At 71.9% G+C, this 15009-nt stretch carries 19 protein-coding genes; all 19 read right to left on the reverse strand.

The window, feature by feature from the left end:
- Positions 1-118: 118 nt before the first annotated feature.
- The gene (locus BM360_RS10905) at positions 119-1231 is read right to left on the reverse strand and encodes an OmpA family protein (RefSeq protein WP_093314560.1); all 1113 of its coding nucleotides are present in this window, start codon (positions 1229-1231) and stop codon (positions 119-121) included.
- A 203-nt stretch (positions 1232-1434) separates the two neighbouring features.
- Entirely contained in the window at positions 1435-1935 is a 501-nt protein-coding gene (locus tag BM360_RS10910; RefSeq protein ID WP_242653447.1) for a DUF2793 domain-containing protein, read from the reverse strand.
- A complete protein-coding gene (locus tag BM360_RS10915) occupies positions 1932-4103 on the reverse strand; it encodes a phage tail protein (protein ID WP_093314562.1) in 2172 nt (723 codons plus the stop codon). The genes BM360_RS10910 and BM360_RS10915 overlap by 4 nt, the downstream gene beginning before the upstream one ends.
- A gap of 1 nt (position 4104) precedes the next feature.
- A complete protein-coding gene (locus BM360_RS10920) occupies positions 4105-4476 on the reverse strand; it encodes a hypothetical protein (RefSeq protein WP_093314564.1) in 372 nt (123 codons plus the stop codon).
- Positions 4473-5285 carry a DUF2163 domain-containing protein gene (locus BM360_RS10925; protein WP_093314566.1) on the reverse strand — a complete coding sequence of 271 codons (813 nt, stop codon included), beginning with the start codon at positions 5283-5285 and terminating at the stop codon, positions 4473-4475. Before BM360_RS10925 ends, BM360_RS10920 begins: the two co-directional genes overlap by 4 nt.
- Positions 5282-7582, reverse strand: coding sequence for a DUF2460 domain-containing protein (locus tag BM360_RS10930; RefSeq protein ID WP_093314568.1), 2301 nt, complete (start codon positions 7580-7582; stop codon positions 5282-5284). The genes BM360_RS10925 and BM360_RS10930 overlap by 4 nt, the downstream gene beginning before the upstream one ends.
- A gap of 37 nt (positions 7583-7619) precedes the next feature.
- Positions 7620-8177, reverse strand: coding sequence for a tail tape measure protein (locus tag BM360_RS10935; RefSeq protein WP_093314570.1), 558 nt, complete (start codon positions 8175-8177; stop codon positions 7620-7622).
- Entirely contained in the window at positions 8170-8361 is a 192-nt protein-coding gene (locus BM360_RS10940) for a phage tail assembly chaperone (protein WP_093314572.1), read from the reverse strand. Before BM360_RS10940 ends, BM360_RS10935 begins: the two co-directional genes overlap by 8 nt.
- Positions 8358-8663 (reverse strand): GTA-gp10 family protein, encoded by a 306-nt coding sequence (locus BM360_RS10945; RefSeq protein ID WP_093314574.1) that lies wholly within the window; start codon positions 8661-8663, stop codon positions 8358-8360. The genes BM360_RS10940 and BM360_RS10945 overlap by 4 nt, the downstream gene beginning before the upstream one ends.
- Positions 8656-9063, reverse strand: a complete 408-nt coding sequence (locus BM360_RS10950) for a phage tail tube protein (RefSeq protein WP_093314576.1) — start codon at positions 9061-9063, stop codon at positions 8656-8658. Before BM360_RS10950 ends, BM360_RS10945 begins: the two co-directional genes overlap by 8 nt.
- A gap of 36 nt (positions 9064-9099) precedes the next feature.
- The gene (locus BM360_RS10955; RefSeq protein WP_093314578.1) at positions 9100-9495 is read right to left on the reverse strand and encodes a DUF3168 domain-containing protein; all 396 of its coding nucleotides are present in this window, start codon (positions 9493-9495) and stop codon (positions 9100-9102) included.
- Positions 9492-9689, reverse strand: coding sequence for a hypothetical protein (locus BM360_RS10960; RefSeq protein ID WP_093314580.1), 198 nt, complete (start codon positions 9687-9689; stop codon positions 9492-9494). The genes BM360_RS10955 and BM360_RS10960 overlap by 4 nt, the downstream gene beginning before the upstream one ends.
- Complete coding sequence (locus tag BM360_RS10965; RefSeq protein ID WP_093314582.1) at positions 9686-10006, reverse strand: phage head completion protein; 321 nt, start codon at positions 10004-10006, stop codon at positions 9686-9688. The genes BM360_RS10960 and BM360_RS10965 overlap by 4 nt, the downstream gene beginning before the upstream one ends.
- Complete coding sequence (locus BM360_RS10970) at positions 10003-10512, reverse strand: head-tail connector protein (protein WP_242653448.1); 510 nt, start codon at positions 10510-10512, stop codon at positions 10003-10005. Before BM360_RS10970 ends, BM360_RS10965 begins: the two co-directional genes overlap by 4 nt.
- Before the next feature lie 74 nt (positions 10513-10586).
- Positions 10587-11747 carry a phage major capsid protein gene (locus BM360_RS10975; protein ID WP_242653449.1) on the reverse strand — a complete coding sequence of 387 codons (1161 nt, stop codon included), beginning with the start codon at positions 11745-11747 and terminating at the stop codon, positions 10587-10589.
- Positions 11748-11750: 3 nt separating this feature from the next.
- Positions 11751-12140 (reverse strand): HK97 family phage prohead protease, encoded by a 390-nt coding sequence (locus BM360_RS10980; RefSeq protein WP_093315991.1) that lies wholly within the window; start codon positions 12138-12140, stop codon positions 11751-11753.
- Between the two features lie 2 nt (positions 12141-12142).
- The gene (locus BM360_RS10985) at positions 12143-12457 is read right to left on the reverse strand and encodes a DUF6127 family protein (protein WP_165611280.1); all 315 of its coding nucleotides are present in this window, start codon (positions 12455-12457) and stop codon (positions 12143-12145) included.
- Between the two features lie 23 nt (positions 12458-12480).
- Positions 12481-13599, reverse strand: a complete 1119-nt coding sequence (locus tag BM360_RS10990; RefSeq protein ID WP_093315990.1) for a phage portal protein — start codon at positions 13597-13599, stop codon at positions 12481-12483.
- Between the two features lie 85 nt (positions 13600-13684).
- Positions 13685-14947, reverse strand: a complete 1263-nt coding sequence (locus BM360_RS10995; protein WP_242653450.1) for a DNA-packaging protein — start codon at positions 14945-14947, stop codon at positions 13685-13687.
- Between the last annotated feature and the right edge of the window lie 62 nt (positions 14948-15009).

Here is a 15009-nt window from a genome sequence, read left to right on the forward strand (position 1 = left end):
GAGCTCATCGCCGCCTTGCCTGGCAGCCACAAGGAAAGGGCCGGCGCATCGCTGCCCCGACCCCTTCATTTCTCTCCAATGGAGAACCGTTCCGCCCGTCGCCAGGCGGCACGGCGCCTTACATGCCCGAACCCGGACCGAAGGTGATCTCCACGCGGCGGTTCTGCGGCTCGCGCACGCCATCTGCAGTCTCGACCAGCGGGCGGCTCTCGCCGAACGCTTCGGTCGACACGGCCGTGTCAGGCACGCCCTTGCCGGCAAGGTAGCTCTTCACCGCATCCGCACGGCGCTGCGACAGGCCGACGTTATACTGGTCGGAACCCGACTTGTCGGCGTGACCCGCAAGCATAACGCTCGCCTGACCGGTCGTGGCATAAGCCTGCGCCGCGTTGTCGAGGATGCCAGCGGCTTCCGGCGTGATGTCCGACTTATCCCAGTCGAAGAACACGATGAACGGACCCGGCTGCGTCGGAGCCGGCGGAGGCGGCGGCGGCGGCGGCGGCGGGGGCGGGGGCGGCGGGGGCGGCGGCGGAGGCGGCGGAGCAGCCGGCTCGCCGAAGTTGAAGATCAGGCTGGCGAGCAGCGAGTGCGAGCGGAAGCGCGAGTTCGTCACCGCACCGTTCGTCGCCACCATCTTCAGATCGTCGACGTTGAAGAAGCGATACTTCAGGCCGAGATCGATGTTCTCCGTCACCGGCGCACGGATGCCGGCGATCGCCTGCCAAGCGAACTTGGTGTCGCGGTCGCTGAGCAGCGTGGTCTGGTTGGTCGGCTGATAGTTCACCGCCGACACGCGGGCGACGCCCGCACCACCGCCGATGTAGCCCGACAGGCCGTCATCCGACCCGAAGTCGAGCAGGCCGTTGACCATGAAGCTGAGCGCGCTGGTGCGGCCGTCCGCATCAGGCAGCGGACCGCTGACCAGCGTTGTGGTCGCCGGCGGGCCAACGATCGGCACAGCCGCGTTCATCTCGTCGATGTTGGCGCTCTTGTAGCCAACTTCACCTTCGAGGCGGAACGCGCCGAAGTCGTAGCCGATGATGCCGTCGACGTCATAGCCGTACTTGGAGTCGACCGTGAACGCGTTGTTGGTCGCGCCCAGATCGTAATCCATGTCCTCGACGATCATAGCGCCGCCCTCGACGCCGACGTACCAGGCATTGTCGCGTGCGAGCGCCGGCGATGCCAGCGCCGACGTAGCGAGCGCTGCCATGATGGCGAGCTTACGCATATTCGTCCCCTTTCGTTCGCGTTCCAAATGGAACCGCGGAGCCTAACTAAGCAAAACGGGTAATTGGCGCAAGCTCGCCCCACCCCGTTGTGTTGCCGAAATGCCCCGCTCCGCGCCAAAGCGCGGCGTCGGTGCACCACGGCAAGACGCCCCCTAAACACGGCGACGCGGCTCTGGTTTCGACCCAAATGAAAAAAATAAAGTTAGCGGCTGATCAACCCATGTCCGCGAAGGGCATCCAGGATCTCGGCGATGGCCGAACGCGCCTGAACGTCAATCGACTCACCGCCACTTGGGTCCGCTACTGCGCCCCGCCTCGCCCCCACGACAGCCTGCCCGCCCACCGTTAAGGATTTCGCCGGAATCGCGCCGAGCTGCCACCCCGCGGCCGTGTGCAGCGCCCAGCACTCCGCATCACGCACCCAAAGCACCATCCCGTCTCGCGGTTCGGCGAAGCGCCAGCCGCCGGTACTCCACCATGCGATGTCGTGCGCTCTGTCTGCCCACGCTCCGCCCGGCGTGCCGCCCAAGATCCATGCCTTACCTTCGGCGGGGTTCGCGGGCGGTATCTCGGCGCCCATCGTCTCGACAGCGCCCTGCACGAGGGCATCGAGCCGCACGAGCGCCTCATTGTGGAACACGTCCTTCTGCGCCTGCCCCGCCGCGATCAGCGGCAGCGCCAGCCGAGCCGTATCCTGCATCATGATTCCTCCTCTTCCCCGAAGACGATCTCGACTGGATCGGACACCGCGATCGTGCCCAGCTGGCGCACGGCGATGGCGATCGGCCCTGTCTGCCTGTCGGCTGCCTGCGCTGCGGGCGAATAACGCCACACCGGCGAACCGGTCTCTTCCGTTCGTCCGCCAATGGTGAGCCGATAAGCTTCGCGCTCCTCGCCCAATGGCGCATCCGCCCCGTCCAGCCAGTCCCAGCCGGTGCGGCTCCGGCGCGTCCAGCGAACCACGACGGTCCCGTCCGGCAGCCGCTCCGCCGTCAGCGCCACAGGGGCCGGCGGGCGCACTGCGCGCGCGCCTACTATCGCCTGCGCCTCCACGCCGTCGCGCGTATCGCCACGGCCGACGGCCAGCACGCGAACCGAGCGGCCAATCTGCGCCAGCGGAAGATCGATGGGCAGCAAGGTTTCGCGTTCGACGAGAACGAAACTCTCGCCCTCGGCATGATGCGTCATAGCCCCCTCGCTCCCGCGCCGCCCACGCAACAGTCTGGACAGGCGGAAGCGGCGTGCGCCCAAGGGTTCCGCCACGCCGAACTGGATCAGCTCCCCGCCGAGCATCGCCAGGTTGGCCCCGCGAGAGAGCGCGGCATCGTCCCGGCTTTCCAGCCACATCGCATCATTGGCGAGCGTCACCTCCACCGCCCCAGTCATGTCAAATTGGAGCGACGATCCCGCCGGCAGCACCGTATCGGCCCACCCCATCGTCGCGGCGGGCGCCGTGCCGCCCGCCTCTGCCCAGCTGGCGCCCTCGTCCAGGCTGACGAGCAACGCCGCCCGCCGCCAGCCGACACCGGTTCCCGCTGCCGCCACCCACAGCTGCGGTCGATCCGCGGGAACGCCGTCCAGCGGCGGCAGGTCGAGCAATGCCAACACCGTCTGACCTGCAATCAGGTCGGCATCTCCGGTCACACGCCCGGCTGCTGCTGGCAGCACCAGCGCTGATGCCGCGCCATGCGCCACCAGCCCCAGTTCGACGATCATGCCGTCCAGTGCCGCGCTCTCCACTCGCCAGCGGCCCGGCAGTTCGGGCACGGTCACCAGATCGCCCGGCGCAATGCTCATCCGCTGGAACGGCAGCCGCACCGTCGCCCGCCGCCGCTCCGTCCAGTGCAGCGCCAGCCGCGCTTCCGCGATCGCCTTCGCCTCGCCCGCCGCGAGCGCCGCGGGCAGCTCGACGCGCATCGCCCTGCGCCCCGGCCCGGCACCCGCCCGCGCGCGCTGGAGGCTCGCCTGCCAGTCACGCGCAGGCTCGTAATAGCTGATTGCCACCTCGTCCGGCAGCGTCCCAGCAGCATCGCGTGAGCGGGCCAACCGCGCCGCCGGGGCCTCGCCACCCGTGCCCGCCTCCTCGGCAGAGAGCGTGATCTGCGCTCCCGTCCCGAGCGACAGCGCGGTGCCGGTGTCCCGCAGCGGCAGAGGCAACGCATCCGCCAACGCTTCGATCGCACCGCGCAGACTGTCACCGGTCGCAGCGAAGCCCGCCAGCAGCGGCGTCGCCGGCCCCTCCAGCCCACCGCCGCTCAGCGCCGCGGTGATCGCGCCAAGGCTCACCGGCCCATCGTCCGCCCTCACCTCGAAGGTGAGCGACGGAATGCGGTTGCCGAAGTCGGCCAGTTCCAGCCCTTCGAACACCGCATAAGCAATGCCGCGATAAGCCGGCGCTTCGCCCTCCAGCGATGCGATCAGCGGATCGGCCGGCTGCCCTTCGCCGCCATGATGCAGGCGAAAGGCAGCGATCCCGCTCTTCCAGTCACCGCCCGCTCCGCGCAGCAGCTTGCCGTCCGCCCAGATCCGCCCAACGCCTCGGATCGCCCGGCCCGACAGCGCCACTGCGAACGAGGCGGAGTAGCTGTAGTTCGTCACCTTCGGCTGGCCCTTGCCGCCGCCGCTCTTGTATCGATCCTCGATCAGGTCGGTCGACCAGATCACCGTGCCCGCCACCCGCAGCATGCCGAAGATGTGCGGGATTGCGCTGCCATAGCTGGATGTCTGGACGCTCAGATCGCCCAGCCGCGGCCCGCGGCGCGACGGCGCCAGCATCCGCTGATCCAACGATTGCCCGATCAGTGCGCCCACCGCACCGCCGATCGGCCCACCCACCAGCGTGCCGACGGTCGATAGCACCAGCGTCGCCATGTCAGATTCTCCAGCAGCCGATGATCTGCCCCGCAGGCGGCCCCGGCACTTCGACGACGCGGCCCGCCCGCGCACAGGCATGGACGTGGCCACCCGGCACCAGCACCGCCAGATGCAGCTGCCGCGCACCCGCATCGATCAGCATCACGTCGCCTGCATGGCCCGTTGCCACCCTCTCAAGGCCGGCCGCGTCCAGCGCGGCGACCGCGCCCGCGATATCACCCAAGCGGCGTGGATAGTCGCCCCGCCGCGACACTCCCGCCACGGCCAGCGCCACGCCGACACAATCCAGCCCAAGCGCCGGATCGCGCCCCTGCGCGCGAAAGCGCACGCCCACCAGCGCGCGTGCCCGCGCCACCGCATCCTCGGTCATGCGCCGGGATACCGGGTCAGCAGGTCATTGCCCGGCAGGTGCGGCTCACCGCGGAAGTTCGCCGCATTGGCAAAGCGCGCCACGCACGTCTCGAACCGCCCGTCACACCCTTCGCGCAGCTCCACCATCTTTCCGGGCGACACCGCAAAGACGGGCGGCTCGCGCAATGTCACCGTCACGCCGTCTGAGCGGAGGATGGCTGCGGCAAGCCCGCTATTCTCCCCACCGATCCAGCGCAGCCGGCCATAAGCCCAGCCGTTCGGCACAGGCTCGGCCGTGTCCAGCGTCACCGTCGTGCCGTCCACGTCCAGCACGCGCGCGATCCGCACCCGCGCCGCCATGTCGACCCGGCACCGCGCATCGCCCAGCACGGCCCGGCATTCGGGTGACGTCTGCTCCACCACCGCTCGGTCCAGGATCGCGCTCGGGCCGATCAGTTCGGCGGTGAAGCGCGCATCCTCCAGCCCCACTGCCCCGAGTTCGCCTCGCGCCAGCAGCAGCGGCGGGGCGGCCGGATCGCTCCAGTCGCAGGCGGACAGGGTCACCCGCGCCCCATCCCAGCGCCCGGCGGCAAGATCCGCCTCGTTCATCCCCTCTCCGGTCAGCGCGCCCGCCACATCCAGCGTATCCGCTTCCATCCCATCGGTGCGGCGGATCGCGGACGGCATCATGCCCGGGCTCGCGCGATAGACGAGCCCGCTTATCTCCAGGTCATGGTCATGGCCGGTAAAGCCCAGCGCCACGCCGTCGCGCCGATCCAGCCGCCACAGGAAGGCGATGGTCGTCAGCGCCGGGTCCAGCCAGCTCATTCGCGCACCTCCACCAGCGGCACGCTCGGCGCCTCGCCGGCGAGGAAGGTGGCGCGGTTCACCTCCAGCCGGTCCTCCTCGAAGCGCACCGGCACGTCGAAGCGATACCCCGCAGTCACCGCCACGCCAGCGGCCGGCGGCACATCGAACCGAATCTCGCCGAGCGGTCCCAAGGTCCAGCCGCCCACCTGCACGCCATCCAGCGCCACGCGGACGCTGCCCGCCACCGGGCGCGTGATCCGGCGCACGGCCGCCTCGGGCCCCGCACCATAGCGCTTCACCAGCGGAAAGCCCGTCGCCACGCCGTCGCCCGTGCCGATCGCTTGGTCGGTCGCGGCGGGCGCGCCTGTCATGCCCGCCGAACTGTCGTCGAACGGATCGCGGAAACGGAAAGCCTTGGCCGCACCCCGCCGCGCGCGAAAGAAGGCCAGCAGCGTCTCGATGTCGGCCTGCGCCCGCACGCCGGGGCCTGCGTCATAGCGCATCCGCGCATCTGCCCATGCCGTGTTCCGCTGCTCGTGCCCGCCCGCACTCGTCACGATCGCAGTGGAGAAGCCGGGCGCCGCACTCGCCTCCCGCCCCAGCGCCAGCGGGAAATCCACCTCATCGAACGCGTCCACCGCCGCCTCCCTCAGATCGAATGCCACGAAGCCGTCGCGCGCCACTTGGGGCAGCGCCCAGACGAAGGTTTCCGCCACACCGCGGGCACGCGCCGCCTCCGCCGCCTCGGCGATGGCGCGCCATTGCCGCCGGTCCTCGGCGCGCAGCACGAAGCCGCTGAGCAAATGCTGCTCGCTCACCGGATAGCCGAGGCGGGCCTCCATCGCGGCCACGCCCCGCGCGGTGCCGGCCGCATCGCCTGCCACCGTCCAGTCGTAGTCCTCCAGCTGAAGCACGTCATAGGCCGGCCGCACCCAGCCCACCGGCACGTTCGCGCGTCTCAGCTCCGGCGCCGCCCGATCGAGCACGGTCGGCAGATAGACGAGCAACAGCACCTCGGCCCTGGGCGCCGCCGCGCGCACCGCATCCCGCAGCGCGCCGGTGGACGCCGCCAGCATCTCCCCCGCCTGGTCGAGCAACGCGATCTCGCCGGGCGACAGTGGCGCGCGCACGCTCGCAATCTCGGGCGGGCTCCCGCCGAACGCCGCCCGCGCCGCTTCGTCATAGAGGCAGGGTCGCCCATCCGGCATAACCCACCACCACGGCTCACCGATCTGGAACCGCGGCGCATGCCCCGCCGCCACCGCAATCCCGACAAACGCCACCGCGACAGCCTGCAGATAAGACATCGCCGCCTCGTTCGCGGGCGACAGCAGGGTCGAAGGCGGCACCCAGCCGGTCAGCGCCGGGCTGCCATCCGCCGCCCGCTGCTTCCACGCATCCGGCGCATAGGCATCGAACAGCTCGTAGGAGAGCGACACGATCAGCCCGTAATCCAGCGCCTTCGCGCGCGTCGCAAAGTCCCGGTGCCATGCCGCACACGGCCCGCTCAGCGCGCCGCCCGTAAGCGTCGCCCGTCCGTCCGCGTCCAGCCGCGGATAATGGCTCATGCCGACATAATGGTTGATCGGGCCGCGATAGCCGAGCTGCAGCACCTGCCGCAGCACCCGGGCGGGCGTCAGATTGTAGCAATCGTCATAGCCCGTCGCGATGCGCAGGCCATGTTCCGGCACCATCGCCTCGCCGATCGCCAGCACGGATTTCGCGCCGTCGCAGGCGATCTCGCTCAGGCTCACCCACGCTTCGCTCGGGCTCGCTTCGGCGCCGCCAGGCACATGTCCCAGTGCCACCAGCGACATGAACAGGCGGTCGATGTCCGCCGGCCACACCCGCTCCGCCTCGCCCGGCAGCAGGAAGCCGCCGTCCAGCGCATCGAAGTCGAGCGTCACCGCCGCGTCGTCCGGATCGCCCTCGGCATAGTTCCACAGCCGCACGTGCCAGATGCGCGGCGCTCCGCCCCCATCACGCCCCTCGATAGTCAGGGTCGGCCCGTTCACCGCGTCGAGCGGCATCAGCCCGCCCGAGCGCCAGCGAAACCGCAGCACGCAGCCGGAGAAATCGCGGTCCGTGGCATAGGCCAGCAGCGGATGATCCCACCGATCCTCCGCCTCCCAGATCAGGCCCGCCAGATCGCCTGTTTGCTGGAATTGCAGGTCCACGCGCAGCGCATCGGGCGCGATCGTCGTCGCCGCCGCCATCATCGGCCGCGGGAAATCCACCGTCCAGAAGCGCGCGTCGAACCGCTTGATCGTGCCCTGTTCCAACGCGTCGTCGCGCGTGGCCAGCCGCCAGCCCATGCTGTTCCCCCTCCATGGTTCACGAAGACCCGTTCGGCTATCCCGCCCGCTCCAGCGCCGCGCGCACCGCCCGCGCCACCTGCCGGCCGGATTTCGCCAGCGCCTGCGGCTCGCTCGCGCCCGCGCCATCAATGCGGATGCTCACCCGCACCTCGCGCGCCGCGCCGCTGCCGCCCGTCTCCACCCGCCCGCTGGCGGTCGGCACGAACAGCTCGGGGCCGCGCTCGCCAACCAGGTAGGCGCGGCCCGGCGCCACCGGCCCGCCCGTCGCCCGCCCGGGCAGCCCCGCCGCTCCGCCGAGCACTCGGCCGAACAGCCCGCCCAAGCCCCCGCCGCCCGCCACCGCCCCGATCCCGGCGGAGACCGCCGCCGCCGCAATCTCGCCCAACACGGACATCGCCGTCCGCTTCAGGTCGTCGAAGCCCAGCTTGCCGCTCCGCACGCCGCGCAGCAGCGCGCGCTCGATCCGCTCACCCGCCGCATCGCCGACGCGTCCTGCGTCCGCCAGGCCGCCCCGCAGCCGCGCCACTTCGCCATCGAAGCCGCGCGTGTCGGCACGGACGCGCAGCAGCAGCGTCTCCACCTCGTCATCCATCGGGAAACCTTTCCATCAGCCGCGCGAGGTCCGCGCCGTCCGCACGCTCGGGCGCATCGCCGGCCAGCGCCTCCAGCACCGCCGCCACTTCCTCCGGCGTTGCCTGCCAGAAGGCGTCGGGCGACCAGCCCAGCAGCGCCCCCGCCAGCCCGCTCAGCCGGCGGGCTCCTTCGGCGAACGTCACCGCCCTTTCAGGATCTGGCGGATCAGCGCCGCCAGCACCGGCGTCGCCGCCGCCAGCCCCTCTGCCAGCAGCGCCTCGCCCAGCCGTGCGCGGTCCCAGCCCTCGGGCGGATCGACCAGGCAGAACCAGAACAGCGCGACCACGTCGCCGAGCGCCAGCTGCCCCGCCGCTGCCCGCTCCACCAGCGCGAACAGCGGCCCCAGCTCCGCCTCCGCCGCCACCAGCGCGGCGAAGCTCGGCCGCAGCGTCAGCTCCAGCCCGCCCGCGCGAAAGCTCGCCTCCCCGCGTGCGGCGTTAGCCATTGGCCACCGCGCCGGAGCTTTCCAGCGCCAGCGTGTAGCTGCGCTCACCATTGAAATCGCCGGCATAATCCAGCCGCGTGACGAGGAACCGGCCTGTCATCGTCTCACCGCTTTCGAAGCTCAGGCGATAATCGTCGATCGTGCCCGCCAGCGCATTGGCCTTCACCCGCGCCTCGGCGGCGGAGCCCGTGAACACGCCCGCCGCGCTCACCGACACGGATCGCACGCCCGCGCCCGACAGCAGCTCGCGCCATCCGCCCGAACCCTTGTTGGTGACAACCACCGCTTCGCCGTTGATCGACAGCTGCGTTGTCCGCATCCCCGCCACGGTCGAGAAGACGGGCACCGTGCCGCCATCCCCCACCTTCAGCAGAAAGGCCGAACCCTTCTCGATCGCCATGTCCCGTCCCTCCATGATTGTGGTCCGCGCGAGGGCTCAGCCCGCCACCGCCCGCGCCCGGAATTCGATGATCGCCGCCCACGGTCCCCGCGGGTCGCGCACCACGCGCGATCGGACGAAGACGAGGCTCACGATCCGCCAGCCATCCAGCTCGCGCGCCATGCCCTCGATCGCGGCTTCCGCCGCTGCCGCCAGCGCATGCAGCCGTGCCGCCCGCCCGCCCTCGTCCCACGCGATCACCGCCAGGTTCAGCTCGCGCCCGGTCATCCCCTTGGCGCTCCAGTCGCGCGCCAGCGTCTCGCCGATGGCGACATAGGGGAAGGCTGCACGCGCCGGCGGGCCGTCGAACACGCCGCTCGCCGTCGCCGCCACCGTCGCATCACCGCGCAGTGCCGCCACCATCGCCGCCTGCACCGCCGCCACCGCGCTCATGCCAAAGCCCCCGGCACGCGCAGCAGCGGCTCGTCGATCCGCCGCCGGTGAAGGCCTCGGGCGGACAGCCGCACCTCCGCGCCGGTCACGTCCGCCGACACGCCGGCCTGGGCCTCGGCCGCAGCCGCGATCCGCGCCGCCACCGCCCCCGCCCGCACCGCACCGATCCGCGCCGCCTCTTGCTCCAGCGTCATGCCACCTCCTCCGCGTGGACGAGAATGCGGTCCGGCGTCGCCGGATCGCGCTCCACCGCCGTCACCGCCAGCAGCCCGTCGCCGCGCGCCAGCCGGTCGCCCACCGCCACCGGGCACGGCCGCAGCGCCACCGTCCAGCGCAGCGCCCCCCGCACCGCGCCGTCCTTGCTGGCGACACTCCGCTCCGGCCGCGGCGCCGCCCAGACGCGCGCCACCTCCACCCAGTCACCGGCCGCGCCCCCCAGCGCGTCGCGCTCCGCCCCCTGCCGCAGCACCGTCACCCGCTCGCGCAGCGTCCCCGCCAGCCCGCCGCTCACCGCCGCACCTCATGGCCGAAGCCGATCCGCCGCCACGGCCGCCACAGCGCCGCCACGGCTGCAGGAGGCGCGCCCTCGTCGGCAGCGTCACGGTGCGCGTGGCAATGCGCCACCAGCCGTGCGACACCCTGCCGCAGTGGCGCGGGCACCTCCTCCGCTGTCTCCGCCAGCCCGGCGCGATAGGTCACGCGCAGCCCGGCGGCCCCGCGCACCCACCCGTCGCCCGCTGCGTCGATGTCCACCGCATAGGCATCCACCGGCAGTGTCACCCCGTCCGCCCCCGCCACGCCGGTGATCGCAATCACCGGCGTCTGCCCCAGCCGCTGCCAGCCGGCTGCACCACGCAGCGTTTCCGTCACCTCGCGCGCCACCAGCGCCTGTCCGGTGAAGCGCTCCGCCAATGCCGTCGCGACATCCACCAGCCGTGCGAACAGCGCATCCTCGTCGGCCCCATCGACGCGCGCATAGGCCTTCGCCTCCGCCGGCGTGATCGCCGGCGGGCTCATGCTTCGAAGCATCGCCGTCCCCCGTATCCGCTTGCAACTGCCCCTCCCCGATCGGGGAGGGGCCCGGTCACGGCTCAGGCGGCGGAGAAGCGCATCAGCTTGATCGCCTCGCTGTTCGCCACACCGCCGCCGATCCGCTTGGTGGCGTAGAAGTGGACGAACGGCTTGTTGCTGTAAGGATCGCGCAGGATCCCCGTCTCGCGCCGCTCGGCGATCAGATAACCGACGGCGAAGTTGCCGAATGCGATGCTCAGCGAGCCCGCCTCGATGTCCGGCATGTCCTCGCTCTCCACCACCGGATAGCCGAGCAGGCTGTCCGGCTGGCCGGCGGCGAGGCCCGGCTGCCACAGGAAGGCGCCGTCCGCGGTCTTGAACTTGCGGATGGTGGCGCTGGTCGCGGCATTCATCACGAAGCTGGCGCCCTGGCGATAGGGCGCGCGCAGCGCCTGCACCAGGTCGATCAGCTTGTCCGCGGCTCCTACCGGGAAGGCGCCAGCCACGCCCGTTGGCAGCACCTGCACCGTGCCGAACGGCCGCGTCGCATCGCTCGCGGTCGACATCGGATAGTTCAGGAAGCCCTTCGGCCGGTTGATCCCCGATCCGTTGACGAAGGCTGCCCCCTCCGCCCGAGCGAACTCGGCCGCAATCTCGCGCGCCAGCCAGTCCTCCACGTCGAACGCGGCATCGTCCAGCATCGCCTGGCTCGCCGCCGGATTGGCGTAGAGATCACCCATGGGCGGCGCCACCTCGACGAAGGTCGGCGTCTCGCCCAGCGGACGCACACCGTCCTCCGCCGCCCAGCCCGAGGCGACACCACCCGTCGTGATCAGCTTGCGGTAGCCGGCCGAACCGACCTTCACCACATTGGCCAGCGACCGGATCGGGCTGATCGACTTCAGCACCGCGTCGATCCGCGCGTCGATCTCCTCCGGCACGGCATAGCCGCCCGCCCCGTCGCTCGTGCCGACGAAGCTCTTCAGCTCCACGCCCGCCATCGCGCCCTGCCGCAGATAGCGTTCGACGAATGCGCGCGCCGTCCCGTCCTCGCTCTTGGCGCCGGTCAGCGCCGGCCGCCCGTCGGCCCGCACGCGCGCCTCCACCTGTTGGCGCAGCGTCCCCAGCTCCGCCTTCAGCGCGCCGATCGCCGCCTCCGCCGCCACCGCGTCGAAGCTCGCCTCCAGCACGTCCGTGCCCGTATCCGCCTTCGTCTCGTAATCCATGCCCGCCGTCTCCATGAGTTACTCCTCCACCACCGCGTGCACCCGGGCGTCCGGCTGCATCGGGAATGTCACTAGGCTGATCTCCACCAGGTCTAGGTCGGTCAGCTGCCGGGTCGCGCCGTCGATCTTGCCGCGCACCCGGTATCCGAAGCTCAGGCCGTCCAGCGCCCGCTCGCGCAGCAGCGCCGCCGCCGGCCCCGCCCCCGCACTCAACCGGCCGATCACGCGCAGGCCCCGCGCGTCCTCGCGCATCGCCTCGATCGTGCCGATCGGCCGCTTGGGATCGTGCTGCCAGAGGAGCGGCACCTGCCCCCGCTCCTTCAGCGTCCGCGCGAAGGCGCCCGCGCGCACTACGTCGCCGCCCCGGTCGCGCCGATCGAACAGGGCGGCATAGCCGGCGAAGCGCAGCGTCACGCCAGCTTCCCCAGCAGCCCGGTCTTCACCGCCACGCCGACCAGGATCAGCGCCAGCAGCAGCCGCGTTACCCAGGCCGCCGCCGCCTTCCAGGCCGAGCTCTTGGCATCGCGCCACGCGCCCAGCAGCTCGCGAAGTTCGCCGAGGTCGCCGCGCGCCCGCGCATCGTCCAGCCCCAGCCGCCGGCACGCCGCCTCCGCGCCCGTCGCGCTCGCCTCCTCCACCAGCGCGCGCAGCGTCACCAGCGCCGCGCCCTCCGCCTCCGCTTGCGCGATCAGCCGCGCCAGCATCATCGTCTCCGTCGTGGACATCGCATCCTCCTCCCGGACCCGGTTCAGCCTGCCGCCTCGATCCCCAGCATCGCCCGCTTCTCGTCCGGCGACAGGAAGTCCGCCGCCGCCACCTGCCGCCAAAGCAGCTCGCGGTCCGCCGCCAGCGCGGGCACCGCGTCGAGGTCCGGCGCCAGCGCCGCCTCCGGCCACCAGCCGCGCAGGGCCTGCACCAGCCCGTCGAGAATCTTGGTCGCGAGCGGCAGGATGGTCAGGCGCCACAAAGCGCGGTTCGCCTCGGCATAATTGGCGTAGGTGGCGTCGCCCGGCAGGCCGAGCAGCATCGGCGGCACGCCGAACGCCAGCGCGATCTCGCGCGCCGCCGCCGCCTTCAACCCGACGAAGTCCATGTCGGCGGGCGACAGGCTCAGCGCCTGCCACTTCAGCCCGCCTTCCAGCAGCATCGGCCGCCCGGCATTGGCGGCCCCCGCGAAGGTCCGCTCCATCTCCGCCTGCAGGCGCTCATATTGCTCGCGGGTCAGCGCCGCACCGCGCTCGCCGGGATCATAGACCAGCGCGCCCGAGGGCCGCGCCGCATTGTCCAGCAGCGCGCGGTTCCAGCGCGTCGCCGGATTGTGCAGCGTCACCGCCCCCATCGCCGCGCCCAGGCACCCGATGCCGAGATGATCGTCCAGCGGATGCTGCGTCCGGATATGGATCGCCTGCGGCTGCCCGTCCGGCCCTGCCGTCGCGAAACGCTGCACCGTCTCGCCGGCGCGGTAGCGATAGGCGACCGGCCAGCCCCGCGCGTCCAGCTCGGGCGTCACCCGCTCCGGCCGCAGCGCATAGAGCTCGCACGGCATGCCGTCCGCGCCTGCCGCGACCTGGACGTAAGCGTTGCCGTGCAGCACCAGCTGCGCCGCCACCGCCTCCAACAGCGATTGGCCCGCGCTCGTCGTCCGCACCAGCGCGATCAGCCGCGCCTCGCCCTTCAGCGTCAGCGAGGCGACGCCCTCCGCCACGATCCGCACCGCGCGCTGCGCCACCGGATTGCGCAGATAGGCCTCGCGCAGCTCCGTCTCATAGCTGATCGGCGTGTCGCCGCCGACCGTCCCCATCCTCATGCCGCCGCTGAGCGCCGGGCGCACGCCCTCGCCCGCCGGCCGCCTGCCGAACAGCTTCATCGCCCATCCTTTCGAGTTCACGTTCATCCCGGCGCCAGGTCGGGCTCGCAGGAGACGAAGCGCACCGCCGCTCCGCCTCACCCCCTCACAACAGCCGCATCCCCGGTGCCGCGCTCCGCTCCAGCATCAGCGCGCTCAGCGCCCACACCAGCGCGTCCGCGCGGTCGGGCGATCCCTCGCCCGTCCAGCCGGTCGCGGAGAAGCCCGACAGCTCCTCCTCCAGCTCCGCCATGCGCCCGACATGGCGCACCCGGCCCCGCGCATAGAGCGTGGCCACCGGCTCCGCCCGCGCCGCCTTGCCGCGCGCGGCATGGACCAAAGTCACCGGCAGCCGGTCGTCCGCCGCATGCAGCACCGCGCGCACCATCGCGCCGCCATTGTTCGCCTCCGCCACCACCCGATCAGCGGCGTGGCGGCCTGCGGCATCGGCCACCGCCCGCGCCCACCGGTCGGGGCTGCCCGCCGAGACGCTCGCATCTTCCAGCACATAACCGTTGCCGTCCGCCCCCAGCCCGGCCGCGACGATGCCGCACGCATCGCCCTGCTCCCCCGCCGGCGGATCGACGCCGATCACCACCCGCACCAGATCGGGCGCCGCCGCGATCCGGCAGCGGGCCAGCGCAGCGGGCGTCCACAGCGCATCCTCCGCCACCTCGACCAGCAGGCCGTCCAGCTCCTGCCGGCCGACCGGCGTGCCGTCATATTGCGCGCGCATCTCCGCCAGGAAGGCGCGCGGCAGGGTGGAGCGGGCGTCCCATGTCGTCCCCCGCGTCACCGCCGCCTTCGCCGCCAGGTCGCGCAGAAACGGCGTCGGCCGCGGCGTGGTCGTCGCCACCGCCCGGGGACGCGCGCCGATCCGCAGGCCCAGCTGCAAGTTGGTCCACGCCTTGTTCGGCTGCGTCCACTTGGCCACCTCGTCTGCCCAGGCCGCGTTGAACTGCGGCCCGCGCAAACTGTCCGGCTCGGCCGCCGAATAGACCTCCGCCACCGCGCCGTTCGGCCAGCGCAGCCGGCCGAGACTCGGCTCCCAGCGCGGCCGCATCGCCGGCGGCCCCAGCGAGAGCAGCCCGCTCGCCCCCTCCACCATCACGCTGCGCGCCTCACCCGCGGTCGCGCCGACCAGTGCGATGCGGAAGCTCGGATGCGCCTCCGCCTGTGCGCGCACCCACTCCGCCCCAGCCCGCGTCTTGCCGAAGCCGCGGCCCGCGAGGATCAGCCACGTCGCCCAGTCACCCTCCGGCGGCAGCTGCGCCGGCCGCGCCCACAGGCTCCAGTCATGCTCCATCCGCGCCAGCTCGGCCCCGCGCAGCGCCTCGATATGCGGGCGCCAGCTCTGCTCGCGAACCATTCGTTCCGCGATCGATTCCCCACCCATTCATCCCCCGAAGACCTGAGTGCAGCCGCCCTCTT

It is taken from the genome of Sphingomonas jatrophae (assembly GCF_900113315.1).
Lineage (GTDB): Bacteria > Pseudomonadota > Alphaproteobacteria > Sphingomonadales > Sphingomonadaceae > Sphingomonas_P > Sphingomonas_P jatrophae.